Source organism: Pedobacter nyackensis, assembly GCF_032678475.1.
GTDB lineage: Bacteria > Bacteroidota > Bacteroidia > Sphingobacteriales > Sphingobacteriaceae > Pedobacter > Pedobacter nyackensis_A.
Genome location: NZ_JAVTSF010000004.1, coordinates 167,077 through 181,548 on the forward strand (window position 1 = coordinate 167,077; position 14,472 = coordinate 181,548).

16 protein-coding genes are annotated in these 14,472 nt (G+C 39.6%); 11 read left to right on the forward strand and 5 right to left on the reverse strand.

Annotated elements, in window-relative coordinates; all coding sequences use genetic code 11:
* The first annotated feature begins 46 nt into the window (after positions 1 to 46).
* From R2Q84_RS14700 to hisIE, 10 genes are all read left to right on the forward strand, one after another.
* Positions 47 to 1,579 carry a RagB/SusD family nutrient uptake outer membrane protein gene (locus tag R2Q84_RS14700; RefSeq protein ID WP_316817325.1) on the forward strand — a complete coding sequence of 511 codons (1,533 nt, stop codon included), beginning with the start codon at positions 47 to 49 and terminating at the stop codon, positions 1,577 to 1,579.
* 299 nt (positions 1,580 to 1,878) lie between these two features.
* On the forward strand, positions 1,879 to 2,730 hold the full coding sequence (hisG, locus tag R2Q84_RS14705) for an ATP phosphoribosyltransferase (RefSeq protein ID WP_316817326.1): 852 nt from the start codon (positions 1,879 to 1,881) through the stop codon (positions 2,728 to 2,730).
* Between the two features lie 193 nt (positions 2,731 to 2,923).
* A complete protein-coding gene (gene hisD, locus R2Q84_RS14710; RefSeq protein WP_316817327.1) occupies positions 2,924 to 4,213 on the forward strand; it encodes a histidinol dehydrogenase in 1,290 nt (429 codons plus the stop codon).
* A 126-nt stretch (positions 4,214 to 4,339) separates the two neighbouring features.
* Positions 4,340 to 5,407, forward strand: coding sequence for a histidinol-phosphate transaminase (hisC, locus tag R2Q84_RS14715; RefSeq protein ID WP_316817328.1), 1,068 nt, complete (start codon positions 4,340 to 4,342; stop codon positions 5,405 to 5,407).
* 21 nt (positions 5,408 to 5,428) lie between these two features.
* On the forward strand, positions 5,429 to 6,562 hold the full coding sequence (gene hisB / locus R2Q84_RS14720; protein ID WP_316817329.1) for a bifunctional histidinol-phosphatase/imidazoleglycerol-phosphate dehydratase HisB: 1,134 nt from the start codon (positions 5,429 to 5,431) through the stop codon (positions 6,560 to 6,562).
* On the forward strand, positions 6,562 to 7,155 hold the full coding sequence (gene hisH, locus R2Q84_RS14725; RefSeq protein ID WP_316817330.1) for an imidazole glycerol phosphate synthase subunit HisH: 594 nt from the start codon (positions 6,562 to 6,564) through the stop codon (positions 7,153 to 7,155). The genes hisB and hisH overlap by 1 nt, the downstream gene beginning before the upstream one ends.
* A 1-nt stretch (position 7,156) precedes the next feature.
* Complete coding sequence (gene hisA, locus R2Q84_RS14730; RefSeq protein ID WP_316817331.1) at positions 7,157 to 7,906, forward strand: 1-(5-phosphoribosyl)-5-[(5-phosphoribosylamino)methylideneamino]imidazole-4-carboxamide isomerase; 750 nt, start codon at positions 7,157 to 7,159, stop codon at positions 7,904 to 7,906.
* A gap of 3 nt (positions 7,907 to 7,909) precedes the next feature.
* Positions 7,910 to 8,665 carry an imidazole glycerol phosphate synthase subunit HisF gene (gene hisF, locus R2Q84_RS14735; RefSeq protein ID WP_316817332.1) on the forward strand — a complete coding sequence of 252 codons (756 nt, stop codon included), beginning with the start codon at positions 7,910 to 7,912 and terminating at the stop codon, positions 8,663 to 8,665.
* Between the two features lie 3 nt (positions 8,666 to 8,668).
* The gene (locus tag R2Q84_RS14740) at positions 8,669 to 9,181 is read left to right on the forward strand and encodes a GNAT family N-acetyltransferase (RefSeq protein ID WP_316817333.1); all 513 of its coding nucleotides are present in this window, start codon (positions 8,669 to 8,671) and stop codon (positions 9,179 to 9,181) included.
* Positions 9,172 to 9,762, forward strand: coding sequence for a bifunctional phosphoribosyl-AMP cyclohydrolase/phosphoribosyl-ATP diphosphatase HisIE (gene hisIE / locus R2Q84_RS14745; protein ID WP_316817334.1), 591 nt, complete (start codon positions 9,172 to 9,174; stop codon positions 9,760 to 9,762). Before R2Q84_RS14740 ends, hisIE begins: the two co-directional genes overlap by 10 nt.
* 83 nt (positions 9,763 to 9,845) lie before the next feature.
* Here the strand turns inward: hisIE and R2Q84_RS14750 are convergent, their stop codons facing one another.
* The 4 genes from R2Q84_RS14750 to R2Q84_RS14765 are packed head-to-tail and all read right to left on the reverse strand — an operon-like array spanning position 9,846 to position 12,555.
* A complete protein-coding gene (locus R2Q84_RS14750) occupies positions 9,846 to 10,559 on the reverse strand; it encodes a hypothetical protein (RefSeq protein ID WP_316817335.1) in 714 nt (237 codons plus the stop codon).
* The gene (locus R2Q84_RS14755) at positions 10,556 to 10,939 is read right to left on the reverse strand and encodes a GntR family transcriptional regulator (RefSeq protein WP_316817336.1); all 384 of its coding nucleotides are present in this window, start codon (positions 10,937 to 10,939) and stop codon (positions 10,556 to 10,558) included. The genes R2Q84_RS14750 and R2Q84_RS14755 overlap by 4 nt, the downstream gene beginning before the upstream one ends.
* 1 nt (position 10,940) lies before the next feature.
* Positions 10,941 to 11,717 (reverse strand): hypothetical protein, encoded by a 777-nt coding sequence (locus tag R2Q84_RS14760; RefSeq protein ID WP_316817337.1) that lies wholly within the window; start codon positions 11,715 to 11,717, stop codon positions 10,941 to 10,943.
* Between the two features lie 7 nt (positions 11,718 to 11,724).
* Positions 11,725 to 12,555, reverse strand: a complete 831-nt coding sequence (locus R2Q84_RS14765) for an ABC transporter ATP-binding protein (RefSeq protein WP_316817338.1) — start codon at positions 12,553 to 12,555, stop codon at positions 11,725 to 11,727.
* A gap of 155 nt (positions 12,556 to 12,710) precedes the next feature.
* Between R2Q84_RS14765 and R2Q84_RS14770 the strand changes: the two genes are divergently transcribed.
* Positions 12,711 to 13,610, forward strand: a complete 900-nt coding sequence (locus R2Q84_RS14770; RefSeq protein WP_316817339.1) for a WD40 repeat domain-containing protein — start codon at positions 12,711 to 12,713, stop codon at positions 13,608 to 13,610.
* Positions 13,611 to 13,635: 25 nt separating this feature from the next.
* On the opposite strand, the gene R2Q84_RS14775 is transcribed toward R2Q84_RS14770, so the two are convergent.
* A complete protein-coding gene (locus R2Q84_RS14775; protein ID WP_316817340.1) occupies positions 13,636 to 14,418 on the reverse strand; it encodes a C40 family peptidase in 783 nt (260 codons plus the stop codon).
* Positions 14,419 to 14,472 lie beyond the last annotated feature (54 nt).

Genomic DNA, 14,472 nt, shown 5'->3' on the forward strand with positions numbered 1-14,472 from the left:
AAAAATAATGATCACATGTATTGTATTCAATAAAAAATTTTATAAAATGAGAGCAAAACAAACCAGCATATACCTAATTATTGTAACAATAATTAGCATGCTAATTTCATGTAAAAAGGACTTTCTCGATAAAAATCCTACAGACAAAATTGCCAGTCAGGAATTCTGGAAAAGCGATGCAGACGTACAAATGGCTTTAGCCGGCGTATACAGACGATTACAAAGTGGCTTTTATGGTAATAGAAAACCATGGCTGGATACTTACTCTGACAATGCGTTAGACAGACATACGTTTTATGGTTTCAATAGCAATTTAACATTAGGTGTCGTAAACCCGACCAATATTCCGGGAGACTTTTACAATGCTCCTTACGCCGGTATTGGGGGATGTAATTTCTTTTTAGACAACGTGGACAAAGCCCCTATTAGCGATGCCGTAAAAACAAGTTACAAAGCTGAAGTGAGATTTATAAGGGCGATGTTTTACTTTGACCTGGTGCAGGCTTACGGAGGAGTTATCTTGTATAAAACTGCCCCACCGACAGTTGACGACGCAAAAATAGCAAAGAGCTCAAAAGAGGATGTTTTGGCTTTTGTACACAGCGAATTGGATTTTGCAATTGCTAATTTACAGGATGTAGCTTACACTGGGCATGCGGTTAAGGCTAGCGCACTGGCTTTAAAAGCCAGAGTTTATCTTTTTCAACAGAATTGGCCATTAGCTGCGAGTACAGCAAATCTGGTTATGACAAGTGCTGGCGGATTTAAAATTTACCAGGGTGGCTATGCAAACTTATTCCTGACCGCAACCCAGCAAGGCAATCCGGAAATTATATTCTCTACCAAATATCTTGCGCCAAACAACCCACAGGGTGGCGAAGGTGTTTTGGTAGAAATAGGTTGGTATGGTTCTATTGCCCCCTATCAGAATTTAGTTGATGACTATGAAATGGCCAATGGAAAAATGATTAATGAAGTTGGTTCTGGCTATGATCCGGCAAACCCTTATAACAACCGGGACCCTCGTTTAAAATTCACAATCAAAGTACCTACAGAAAAATATATCAACCCTGATGGATCAACATTTAATGAATCTGATCCACTTTTGACGACCTATTCACAGAAAAAATATATCGATTTAACTAAACTCCCATTTGACAGGAGTAAGACACCGCTTACCGATCAGAATATCATCCACATTCGTTATGCGGATGTGCTATTAATGTATGCGGAAGCAAAGAATGAGGCAACGGGACCTGACGGGACCATCTATGCAGCTTTGAACGAAATCAGGCAAAGAACGGGTGTTAATCTACCTCCGGTAGATCAAACCGTATATGATACCAAAGACGAACTAAGAGAGTTTATCCTTCATGAAAGAAGAATAGAACTGGCATTAGAGGGACATCGTTATTATGACCTAAAACGTCGGAATTTAATGGAAAGCAAACTTGCACTCGTAAAAAATCCAGGTGGCGTACAACTAAAATTCGGCGAGAAAAACAATGTGTTGCCATTTTCACAAGCTGAGCTGGACAGAAACAAAAAACTGGAACAAAATCAGGATTACCCCAAGTAATAAATCAATCATTTAAACGCTCATTACCACTGGCTAATAAAATAGCCAGTGGTATTTACCCAAATTATCTACTAAAATTGTATAAATTATTTGGATTTGTAATTTCAATCCATATATTTGCAGCTCCTCATAATGCTAGTCATTGTTGATAAGGAACTTAAGATAATATATGAAACACCTTTTGAACCATCATTTACATTTGCACCATCGCCAACTGGCGATGTATATGTAATGTTTTGTACTTCAAAACTTGTTTCCGAAATATTTTCTTGTTCAATCAATAATTCTAAAAGCACTAAGTGAAAACACTAAAAATTGCTATCCAGAAATCGGGTAGGCTAAACGAAAAATCAGTAGAGATCCTTAAAAATTGTGGTTTATCTTTCGAAAACTACAAAAGTTCATTAATATCAACAGTTACAAACTTTCCTTTAGAAATCCTTTTTCTTAGAGATGATGACATCCCGGAATATGTACAGGATGGAATTGCAGACCTGGGTATAGTTGGCGAAAATGTAATTGTTGAATCCGGTGCTGAAGTTACGTATTTACAAAAACTAGGCTTCGGTAAATGCACCTTAAAAATCGCTATTCCTAACGAAAGTCAGATTACAGAAATTGCTCAATTAAGTGGCAAAGCTATCGCTACTTCTTACCCGGTAATCCTTGAAAAATACCTGAAAGAAAATCACGTAAATGCTGAAGTTCGGACGATTTCCGGATCGGTTGAAATTGGTCCCGGACTTGGACTAAGTGATGCGATTTGTGACATCGTTTCGACCGGTGGAACTTTAAAAAGTAATGGCCTGAAACCTTTCTCTGAAGTGATGAAATCTGAAGCCGTATTGATCGGAAAAGAAGGCTCAGATTTGCTACCCGAAGTTCAGGAATTGTTACAACGTATACGCTCTGTACTCCGTGCAAAAGAGACCAAATATGTCGTACTAAACGTGGCAAAAATCAACCTCAAAAAAGTAGTGGATTTATTGCCCGGTGTAAAGAGTCCGACTGTCGTTCCACTGTTTGATGAAGACTGGGTTGCCGTACATTCTGTAATTGCAGAACACGATTTCTGGGAGAAAATCAATAGCCTGAAAGCCGCCGGTGCTGAAGGTATCGTGGTAATGCCAATTGAAAAAATCATCGCTTAATATTGGAATTTTAACGCGGTACTTTAGCTCCCCGTCATCCTGAATTGATTTTGCTTTGCAGCTGCTTCATGGTCGGGATTTCTACAAAGCAAAGAGTGATAAAAAGATCAGATTTGCGAGGTTTTCCAGGTAAAAACCGACTTAAAAGACAAAAAACACCATTAACCAATAGTTAAACCAAAAACATAAAACGTTGAAAATCTATAGTTATAACAACTTAACTAAACAAGAGATTGAATCAATCTGTTTACGACAGTTAGAAGACGACGCTACCATCGGTGAAAGGGTAAAAAGCATAGTCGACCGGGTAAAAGCAGAAGGTGATGCAGCATTATTTGATTATGCATTGGCTTTCGACAAGATCCAGCTTCAACAACTTTTCATCGAAAAAGCAGAAATCAAAAGCATAGCGGAGACCATCCCTGTTGAGGCTAAAACAGCGATTGATACCGCTTACCGGAACATCAAAGCTTTCCATGCTTCGCAACTGCACAGAGAGGATAAGGTAGAAACCATGCCTGGCGTTACCTGCTGGCGTGAAACAAGGGCAATTGATCGCGTAGGTCTTTATATTCCAGGAGGAACGGCTGTATTACCAAGTACGTTTTTAATGTTGGGCATACCAGCTGTATTGGCGGGCTGTAAGGAGATTGTGGTGTGCTCTCCCCCACAAAAAGACGGCAAAACCAATTGTTTCCTGGCCTATGTGGCCGTATTGTTAGGCATTGAAAGGATTTACCTGGTTGGCGGTGCGCAGGCTGTTGCAGCGATGGCTTATGGTACTGAAAGCGTACCGAAGGTTTACAAGATCTTTGGACCAGGGAACCGTTACGTAACCCAGGCAAAGCAATTGGTACAATCGGCTGCAGGCACTGCAATCGACATGCCCGCTGGTCCATCAGAGGTTTTAGTACTTGCTGATGAGACTGCCAATCCGTCATACATCGCTTCCGACCTACTTGCACAAGCAGAACATGGAATTGATAGTCAGACTATTTTAGTCACCACCTCAAGAAAAACAATAGATGATACTTTGTTTCAGATCGAAGCGCAATTAAAGGCTTTACCCAGACAGGACATCGCAACACAGGCCATCGAAAACTCCTATGCAGTGCTTGTAAACAGCCTGGAACAGGGTATGGAATTCAGTAATATTTACGCACCTGAACACTTAATTCTTTCCGCAGAACGTTTCGAACAGCTGATCCCTTTAATCAGCAATGCAGGCTCCGTATTCCTTGGTAATCTGACCCCTGAGAGTGCTGGAGACTATGCCTCCGGAACAAACCATACGCTCCCTACCAGCGGTTTTGCTAAAGCTTATTCGGGTGTATCTCTGGATTCTTTTGTGAAGAAGATCACCTTTCAACACATCACGCCAAGAGGACTAAGAAACATTGGAAACACCGTTGAAATCCTTGCTAACGCTGAAGGTTTGGGCGCACATAAAAACGCAGTAAGCATACGTTTAAAATCATTATAATGAAACAACTAAGACGATTGTCCTCCTGAATTACTTTCAGTACCCTGTATCTGCAAGGTTTTCCTTTCTAATCCAGGACAAAGGCATACGCCGATATGACGATCAATATTAAAATAGACACTGAAAATGGATATTAATAAATTACAAAGAGAAAACATTAAAAACCTTCGCCCCTACTCTACCGCCAGGGACGAATATAAAGGGCAGGCCAGTGTATTTCTGGATGCCAACGAAAACGGTTACGGATCGCCACTTACGGCGACTGATACCGCTGTAAAAAATTACAACCGTTATCCGGATCCGCTGCAACTGGACCTGAAGGATGCCATCGGAAAAATCAAAGGCGTACCCATCGAAAACACGTTCCTTGGCAACGGCAGCGACGAGGCAATTGACCTCCTGTTTCGCGCCTTCTGCGAACCGGGAAAAGACAACGTAATTATCCTTCCGCCAACCTACGGAATGTATGAAGTATCGGCAGGAATCAACAACGTTGAAGTACGTAAAGTGAACCTGCTTCCGAGCTTTCAATTAGACCTGGATGGCATTGCGGAAGCTATTGATGAAAACACAAAACTGATCTTCATCTGCTCTCCAAATAACCCTACCGGGAATTCAATTATACGTACCGATATTGAAACCGTTTTGGCCAACTTTAATGGCCTTGTTGTGATCGATGAAGCTTACATCAATTACGCAAAACAACGTACCTTTATCAAAGAACTAACGGAGTACCCGAACCTGGTTATTTTACAAACTTTTTCGAAGGCATGGGGCCTTGCAGCACTTCGTTTAGGAATGGCTTTTGCAGCACGTCCGGTTATCGATATACTGAACAAAGTAAAGCCTCCGTACAATATCAACCAGGCCACACAAGACATTGCTTTAAACGCACTGCAGAACATTGAGCAGGTGAACGGATGGATCAGAACTACCGTTACAGAAAGAGAAAGCCTGAGCGAAGAACTTGCGGCACTAGCTATGGTGAAAAAGGTGTATCCATCGGATGCGAATTTTATACTAATTGAGGTTGAAAACGCGTTGAATACATACAACTCATTGGTAGACGAAGGTATCATCGTCAGAGACCGCTCTAAAGTCGCGCTGTGCGAAGGATGTCTACGAATTACGATAGGAACCCCGGAAGAAAACAAAATGCTCTTAGAAACGCTTAAACGCTTTCAAACACTTTAATCGACAAACCGAACCTTAACAATGAAGAAAGTATTATTTATAGACAGAGATGGGACTCTGATTACTGAACCTGACGATGAACAGGTAGATTCTTTTGCCAAACTTGAATTTTATCCTAAATCACTGTTTTATCTTGCAAAAATAGCGAAGGAACTGGATTACGACCTGGTAATGGTCACCAATCAGGATGGTCTGGGCACAAATTCACATCCGGAAGAGAACTTTTGGCCGGTACATAACTTTATTTTGAAAACCTTCGCCAGTGAAGGCGTGACATTTACTGAGGTGATTATTGATAAAACATTTGCTCATGAAAATGCTCCTACCCGTAAACCAAATACAGGTTTATTACAGCATTTTTTAGGAGAAGGGTACGACCTGAAGAACTCTTTTGTGATCGGCGACCGCATTAACGACGTGATACTAGCAAAAAACTTAGGTGCAAAAGCCATTTGGTTACGCAACAATGATCTTTTAGGTGCCAACGAAGTATTGGAGAAAGTAGATACACTTGGCAATATCATCGCTTTACAAACTCAGGACTGGGTAGATATTTATACTTTTTTAAGAGCCGGAAGTCGTGTTATAGCACACGAACGCAATACCAATGAAACCAAAATCAGCATCAACATTGATCTTGATGGCACAGGAAAAGCAGATATCCATACCGGATTAAACTTTTTTGATCACATGCTGGATCAGATTGCCCGTCATGGTAGTATTGATCTAAAAATAAAAACAGTTGGCGACCTTCATATTGATGAGCATCACACCATTGAAGATACTGGAATTGCACTAGGAGAAGCCTTTGCGAAAGCTATTGGCAACAAACTAGGCCTTGAACGTTACGGTTTCTGTCTGCCTATGGACGATTGCCTTGCTCAGGCAGCTATTGACTTTGGTGGTCGCGCATGGATAGTTTGGGATGCTGAATTTAAACGTGAAAAAGTTGGAGATATGCCTACAGAGATGTTCTATCACTTCTTTAAATCGTTTAGCGATGCCGCCAAATGCAACCTGAATATTAAAGCTGAGGGCGATAACGAACATCATAAAATTGAAGCTATATTTAAAGCTTTTGCAAAAGCAATTAAGGTAGCGATTAAACGCGACCCCGATAAGTTAGTCTTACCGAGTACAAAAGGGATATTGTAATGATTGGAATAGTAAATTACGGAGCTGGCAACATCTTTTCGCTGACATCAGCGCTGGAAAGATTGCACATTCCCTTTGGTATGGTCAATACAGAGGCTGATCTGGATCAATATACCCACATCATTATTCCTGGCGTGGGGCATGCTGGAGCAGCCATGAGCAAACTGGAGCAAACCGGATTGGTAGCACCAATCAAAGCATTAAAGAAACCCGTATTGGGTATCTGTGTTGGGATGCAGCTACTAACCGAGCATTCTGAAGAAGGAGATGCCACATTAATGGGCATTGTACCTGTACAAACGAGGTTATTCAATAAGGATCAAGGGATTAAAATCCCACACATGGGATGGAATAACATTGAACATCAAAACAATTTGTTATTTAAAGGTGTTAAGAGTGGCACACAGTTTTATTTTGTGCATTCGTACTTTATTGAATATAACGCTACTTTTGACATTGCGACTGCAAACTATGGAATGCCATTTTCTGCAGCCGTACAAAAAGATAATTTCTACGGCGTTCAGTTCCACCCAGAGAAATCTGGTATCGCCGGAGAGCATTTATTAAAGAATTTTTCAAACTTAAAACAGTAAAATGTACATTATTCCTGCAATTGATATTTTAGATGGAAAGGTTGTTCGCCTTACAGAAGGTGATTATAACCAGAAAACAGTATACGATGTTTCCATCGCTGAAATGATAGAGACCTATCGGTCTAATGGCACAGAGTTTATACATATCATTGATTTAAATGGTGCTAAAGGAGATTTTAGCAACCAGGCAGCCCTATTCGAGGTGATTAAAAAAACCGATATGCGGGTTCAGTATGGAGGCGGTATCCGTACCATCAAACAGGTTACTGATCTATTGGATGCCGGAATTCATCGCGTAATAGTAGGTACACAAGCCATTACCAATCCTGATTTCCTACAAGAACTAAGTACTGAAGTCGGCAAAAAATACGATTATGCAAACCGTATTGTAATTGCTATTGATGTTTTGGATGAAGTGATCAAATATTCGGGATGGATGGAGAGTTCACCTATAAAGCTGATGGATTACGTTGATAAATGCCTGCAACTGGGCTTTTTCCGCTTCTTGTGTACCGACATCAATAAAGATGGTAAACTTGGTGGCGCGGCAATGGATTTATACAGAAAGCTACTTGACCATTCACCATTCATCAAACTGATCGCTTCTGGCGGCGTAAGTTCAATGGCTGATATTGAAGAGCTGGCTACACTTGACATCCGCTCTGTAGTAGTTGGTAAAGCTATTTATGAAAACAGAATTACCATCGAAGAGATTAAAGACTGGAATTTAAAGCAAATGACCTCTCTTTAACAGATGCTGAGTAAACGTATTATCCCTTGCCTGGATGTGAAAGATGGGCGTACTGTTAAAGGCGTAAACTTTGTTGACCTGAAAGATGCTGGCGATCCGGTTGAACTGGCCTGGCAATATGCACAGCAAGGTGCCGATGAACTGGTTTTCCTGGACATCACTGCTACGCATGAACGTCGTGGTACAACCATTGAAATGGTAAAGTCTGTTGCACGACAATTGAACATTCCTTTTACTATTGGCGGCGGTATCACCTCTGTATCCGATGCAGAAGCACTTTTAAACTCAGGTGCCGACAAAATCAGCATCAATTCCGCAGCGGTTAGAAATCCTCAACTGATTGAAGATTTAGCCAAGGCTTTCGGTGTGCAGTTTGTTGTGCTTGCTGTAGACACCAAACTTGTAGACGGTTGCAATATGGTGCACTTAAACGGAGGTAGATTAATCACTGAACTGGAAACTGAAGACTGGATATTGAGAGCTACAGACCTTGGTGCCGGAGAAATTCTCCTCACCTCTATGGATCATGATGGCACGAAAAACGGATTTGATTGTACTTTGCTCGATAAAGTTGCCCGTTCGATTAATATCCCGGTTATTGCTTCAGGAGGAGCTGGGAAAATGGAACATTTTACGGAGGTATTTCTACAAACAGGCGTAGATGCAGCATTAGCGGCATCGGTTTTCCACTTTGGTGAAATTCCTATTCCGGTTTTAAAAGACGAATTAAAAAAACACAATATACCAGTAAGGATATAAATTATGGGAATAGCATTATCATCTGAGAGACTGTTGTTAAGGGAAATGATCATTGCTGATGCGGAGAACTTGTTTCTGCTAAACAGCAACCCCGAAGTAATCCAGTACACGGGCGATGTGATGTTTCATAGTGTTGATGACGCACTCAACCTGCTCAGAAACTATGATCAGTATGAGAAATATAAAATGGGTCGCCTGAGCCTGTTTGATAAAGCCAGTGGTGAATACATTGGTTGGTGTGGTTTAAAATATCTGGAAGAAATAGACCAGGTAGATATTGGTTATCGCCTGCTAAAACAACATTGGGGTAAAGGTTATGCAACCGAAGCGGCACGTGTATGTTTAGATTACGGCTTTAACACGTTAAATTTAGGAGAAATAATTGGCACGGCCATGCTGGAGAATACGGCTTCGATAAATGTATTCAAAAAGCTAGGGATGAAATATGACACAGATGAGCCTTGCGGCGATATGCCCGGGGTCATTTACAAGATTAAAAAATCAGAATGGAAATAGATTTCGAAAAAACACAGGGTTTAGTACCTGTAATTATACAGGATGAACAAACCCTGGAGGTTTTAATGCTGGGTTATATGAACCAGGAGGCCTGGAAAAAAACACAGGCAGAGGGTAAAGTGACCTTCTTTTCGCGCAGCAAGAACCGCTTATGGACGAAAGGCGAGGAAAGTGGAAACTTCCTTTTTGTGAAAGAAACACACATTGATTGCGATAAGGATACCATATTGATTAAAGCGAGTCCCGTCGGCCCAACTTGCCATACAGGTTCCCGCAGCTGCTTTAAAACAAACTATAACCAGAACTTTATTTTTGAACTGGAACAGATCATTAAAAGCCGTTACGCAAACCCTTCAGAGGAATCGTATGTAAATAAACTACGGGAAAAAGGACTAAATAAAATAGCACAGAAAGTTGGTGAAGAAGGTGTAGAAACTGTAATTGCCGCACTAAACGAAACTGACGCTGATTTTGTAAACGAAAGCTCTGACCTGATTTTCCACTTGCTTGTCCTGTTAAGAGAAAAAGGGAAAACACTTGCCGATATAGGTTTGAACCTGGAAGGCAGACACAAGAAGTAACCACAGTAATCGTGGTAAATTATTAATTCTATTAATCAAAACGAGCCTATCATAAATTATGATAGGCTCGTTTTGATTAATAGTTATTTCACCAGCAACTGACGGTCTTTAAGATTAACAGCCACATTTGAACTATCAATAACGTTGCTTACCGTCTTAATGATCTTAGCCCCATCCAAATTCAGTGAGCCATTTGTTCCTACGTTGAAATTCGCGGTATTGACGCTAGTATTATAAGAAACCTTAAGTATTGCCCTTCCCGGATACTGATCTCCTACAGTAGCATTTAAGGTATTAATCCGAATGTTATCCAGGTTTACCGTTAAATCTGAAGAAACCTGCAAATCAAGTTTATCAAGTTTATAATCCTCTACGACCAATTGTCCCCAGGGATGGTCATATTCTGGTTTCATTTCAGTATGTGCAGTCATGATACTGTTCATTTTCTTTGTGATTACAACAACCAGAGGCCCCAGACTTCGTCTTTGATTTTCTATTGCAACATTAAGAAAATCAATGTTCAATACGTCCCCTGAAGCGTCTAGCTTTACATCTTTTTTAAACTTCTCACCAACCCAAACCCCTTCTTTATCACCCTGTAACACTCTTATATTCATCGCATTTGCAGATTGAACATTAAGCTTTTCGATACCCGATAATGGTGTAAATACCATTCCATTGTAGGGATTTCTATAAGATTTAGTATCATACATCCCTTTAAGTTTAAAATTATATGTGATTAAAGATCCTAGTATCACCAATACAGCACCCAGGATTAATATACTACTTGTTTTCATGATTGATCAGATTGAGGGTTAGCTAATGTAAATGCTTCAAAACGTTTTTTAATTTCGTCCATGCTGATGTCTAACAAAGAGAGATTTCTAAAAAATCCAGGCAGCTCTTGCCCTAAAAAACGTTCTTTTCTATAGCTCTTTATTTTTTCCTTTGCACCATTTTCTACGAAAAACCCAATCCCGCGTTTATTCATAATCACACCTTTTCCTTGTAAAAACTCGTATGCACGCATTACGGTGTTTGGATTTACCTGAAGTTCAACGGCAAGATCACGAACTGAAGATATCTTTTCATTTAAACTCCATTTACCAAGTAATATATTTTCACCTGCATAATCTGCTATTTGCAGATATATAGCTTCATTCTCTCTAAACTCCATATTAAACTTGTTTTTCTTTCAATTTAAAATACGCAGCTGTCCACAAACATACTGCACTAACCGAAAGCATCAGCGTTAAAACGAAAGGCATAGAAGTATGAGTATCTATGTAATAGCTTGAGTTGCCTTCTTGAACAAAAAGATGCGAGAATGGCAACTTTACAGAAACCTGATCACCTATAATTAAAGCAACCAATCCTTGATTAATGACGATTAAGATAATCAGCGCTAAAAAAAAGACTAACGCAGTTCCGGTAAAGTGCTGTTTCTTAAAAAATATTGAACCTAGAAAGGCTACTGAATGTAGAAACCAGAAAAACAAAAACACGATATAAAGCTTTGTTTCTTCAGAAGTGATATCTAACAATTTGGTTGGGACTGTTGAGTAGCGGTTGCTAATATTAAGTACAGTTATGTCAACCGCATAAAAGGAAACCACAAAAACAATTTGAAAAATAACAAAAGAATATATCCAGGCCACTAAAAAACGTTCAAATGTTGAGACAGGTAATGTAAGAACAGATATTGCATTACTTTTGTCGCCCAGATTAGAGAATGTTAAACTAGCGAACAAGGCTCCTGAAAAGGTTAGAGAAAAAGCAAAAAAAACTTCCTGCATCTCATTATTCCTCAATCCGCCAAAATAAGCGACCCAACCCAAGGCAACAGACAAAATAGCTACAAATAAACCTGTATACATTAAATAGGATTTATAGTTCTCTTTGGTATGTTTACTAAACAGCCACAAAAAACGCTGCATATTAAAAATATTGTTCATAACTATTTTATTTAAGAATATCGATGATAGATTGATTACCAGAGGTGATAGCATTAAAAAGTAGTTCCATATCTACTTTACCAGATTCACCATCAGTATTTACACTTATAGTATTCACACCTAAGCCCGAATCTCCGGTATACAATACCTGAGCTGCGTTAACCTGTGAAGCGCTGGTAAACTGCAAGCGGTCGGAGATTACATCAAGCCCATTGTTTAACACTATGTCCTGGTCCTGAAGTACAATTAAAGTATCAATCAAACTATCCAGATCCCTCACCTGATGGGTAGATACAATGATACACCTTTCATCAGTTAAGGCCGATGCCAGAATTTTGCGAAACTGAACTTTGGATGGAATGTCCAATCCATTGGTAGGTTCATCTAAAATAATAGTTGCGGTATTGGTAGCCAGACCAAAAGCAATCATGGCCTTCTTTTGCTGCCCAAATGACAAGTCTTTTAGTAAACTATCTGCGGAAACATTGAATTCACCAAGCATTTTAAAAAATGCTCCTTCATTAAATTTAGGATAAAAATGCGCTGTACTTTTCATAAACTGCCTGGCCGTTACATCAGGCAGGAACAATTCTTCGGGGATAAAAAACAGTTCCTGTAAAAAAGAAGGTAAGCGATCGCCAGCTTCATAACCTTTTACCTTACAGCTCCCCTCGATGGGATAAACAAGTCCGGCCAGATTTTTTAACAGTGTTGATTTCCCTGCTCCATTCTTCCCTAATAAACCATAGATATGGCCCGCCTCCAATTTTAAATTCAGGTTCTTAAACAACAATGATTTTTTACTGTAGCCAAATGTCAAATTAGTTACTTCAATCATAATCAAGAGTTTTAGTGTACTAGTTATATAATACACTACAAATGTATTGAAGTATTTATATTATCCAATTTTATTTTAAAATAATTTTACAAAATACGGTACAGGCAGACATTAAATTAATCAGCATCTTTGTGTAAAGCAATACACATTCTCTTATGATCACACACCTACATACCCTTAGTGGACACCAGAACCCAATTTATGCCTTAGCAAATTCAAACAAAATGGGTGCATTTTTTAGTGCCGGTAATGATAAGGGAGTCGTAGAGTGGTCACTCGAAACGATGTCTTTTGCAAAGATCATCCTACCCGTACAAAGCTCCGTTTATGCTTTACACATTTATAAAGACTTGCTTTTTATAGCGCAAAGAAGTGGATTGATCCAGGTATTTGACCTTTTGGAGCAGAAAGTAAAAGCCACATTAAGCCATCACCAAAAGGGTGTCTTTGATGTCAAAACTATTGCTTATAAAAATGAAATCATCAGTACCGGAGAAGATGGCACGGTAGCCGTATGGTCATTAAACGATTTTTCGTTATTATACAACTTTCCAGTTATACAAAACACGGTCCGGACAATTGCTTTAAATAAAAATGAAAAGGAAGTAGCCCTGGGTTGTAAAGATGGGATCATTAGAATTTACAACTCGGAAGACTATGCACTGATCAAAGAACTGGCAGGACATCAGTTTGCTGTTACCGCTTTGCAATACTCACCTGATGATACTTACCTGATTTCAGGCAGCAGGGATGCGCAATTAAAAATATGGAACTTACCTGATTACAACTTACTGGAAACTGTTCCAGCCCATATGTTTAGTGTATACGCCATCGTCTTCCATCCCACACTACCTTATTTTGCCACCTGCAGTCAGGATAAAAGCATTAAACTGTGGGACAGCAGGAATTTTAAACTTTACAAAATACTGAGCCTGGAAAAAAACACACCTGGTCACTCTCATTCTATAAACAAGCTGATATGGAGTTATGATGGCAAATACCTGATTTCGACTGGTGATGACAGACAAGTAATGGTATGGGAGTTGATACCGTAACCATTCCATAAAACTAATATAATTATTATCCAAACCGTTTAATAATCCGTAGTTTATGGGTATACCGACCTAGTTCAGCGTTATAAATCCCCTGGTTATCCATAGGATCTATTCTTACTTTTCCCGAAGCATGTATAATTTCATTGGCATTCAGCATAATTCCTACATGGGTAATATGTCCTGCATCGTTGTCAAAAAATGCCAGATCTCCAGCTTTCACTTCAGGCAAAAAATCGACAGTAGTACCCTGTTCCGCCTGTTGCGATGCATCACGATTGATTTTAATCCCATTTAGCTTAAATACAATTTGGGAAAATCCAGAACAATCAATTCCAAATAATGTTCGCCCCCCCCATAGGTAAGGCGCATTTCGAAAAAAAATAGCTGTCGCAACAACCTTGTCCATGGAAACTAGCGCATCAGGCTGTTGTGGAGTAAATGAAACGTCGAACCTTTCATCCCCCAGGTAACAATGCCCATTTGCATATAGAGGAACATTACATCCTGCCGGTAAATAATACTTACTACCATCGGCAGCAGTAATTCCATTTACAACCTGTGCAGGTGCGAGAAAGTGGTTTTCGTTACACTTGGCAAACTGCTCTGCGCTAAGATCTGCAAGCTGTTTATAATCCATCCAGCCCTCATAACCATCATACGCATTGCGTACCTGCCACCATTTTTCTGTTTTTCTTATGATTTCCACATGATCACCAAATAACAGCTGAGAGATAATCTCTGCCTTATCCGACTGATCTGCCCTTAATGGCGATACAGCAACTCTGCAAATCCCATAATGTTGTTCCATAACGATAAAATCAATGGTATAAAATTAAACTTTTATAAGGTTAATTTGTTATTT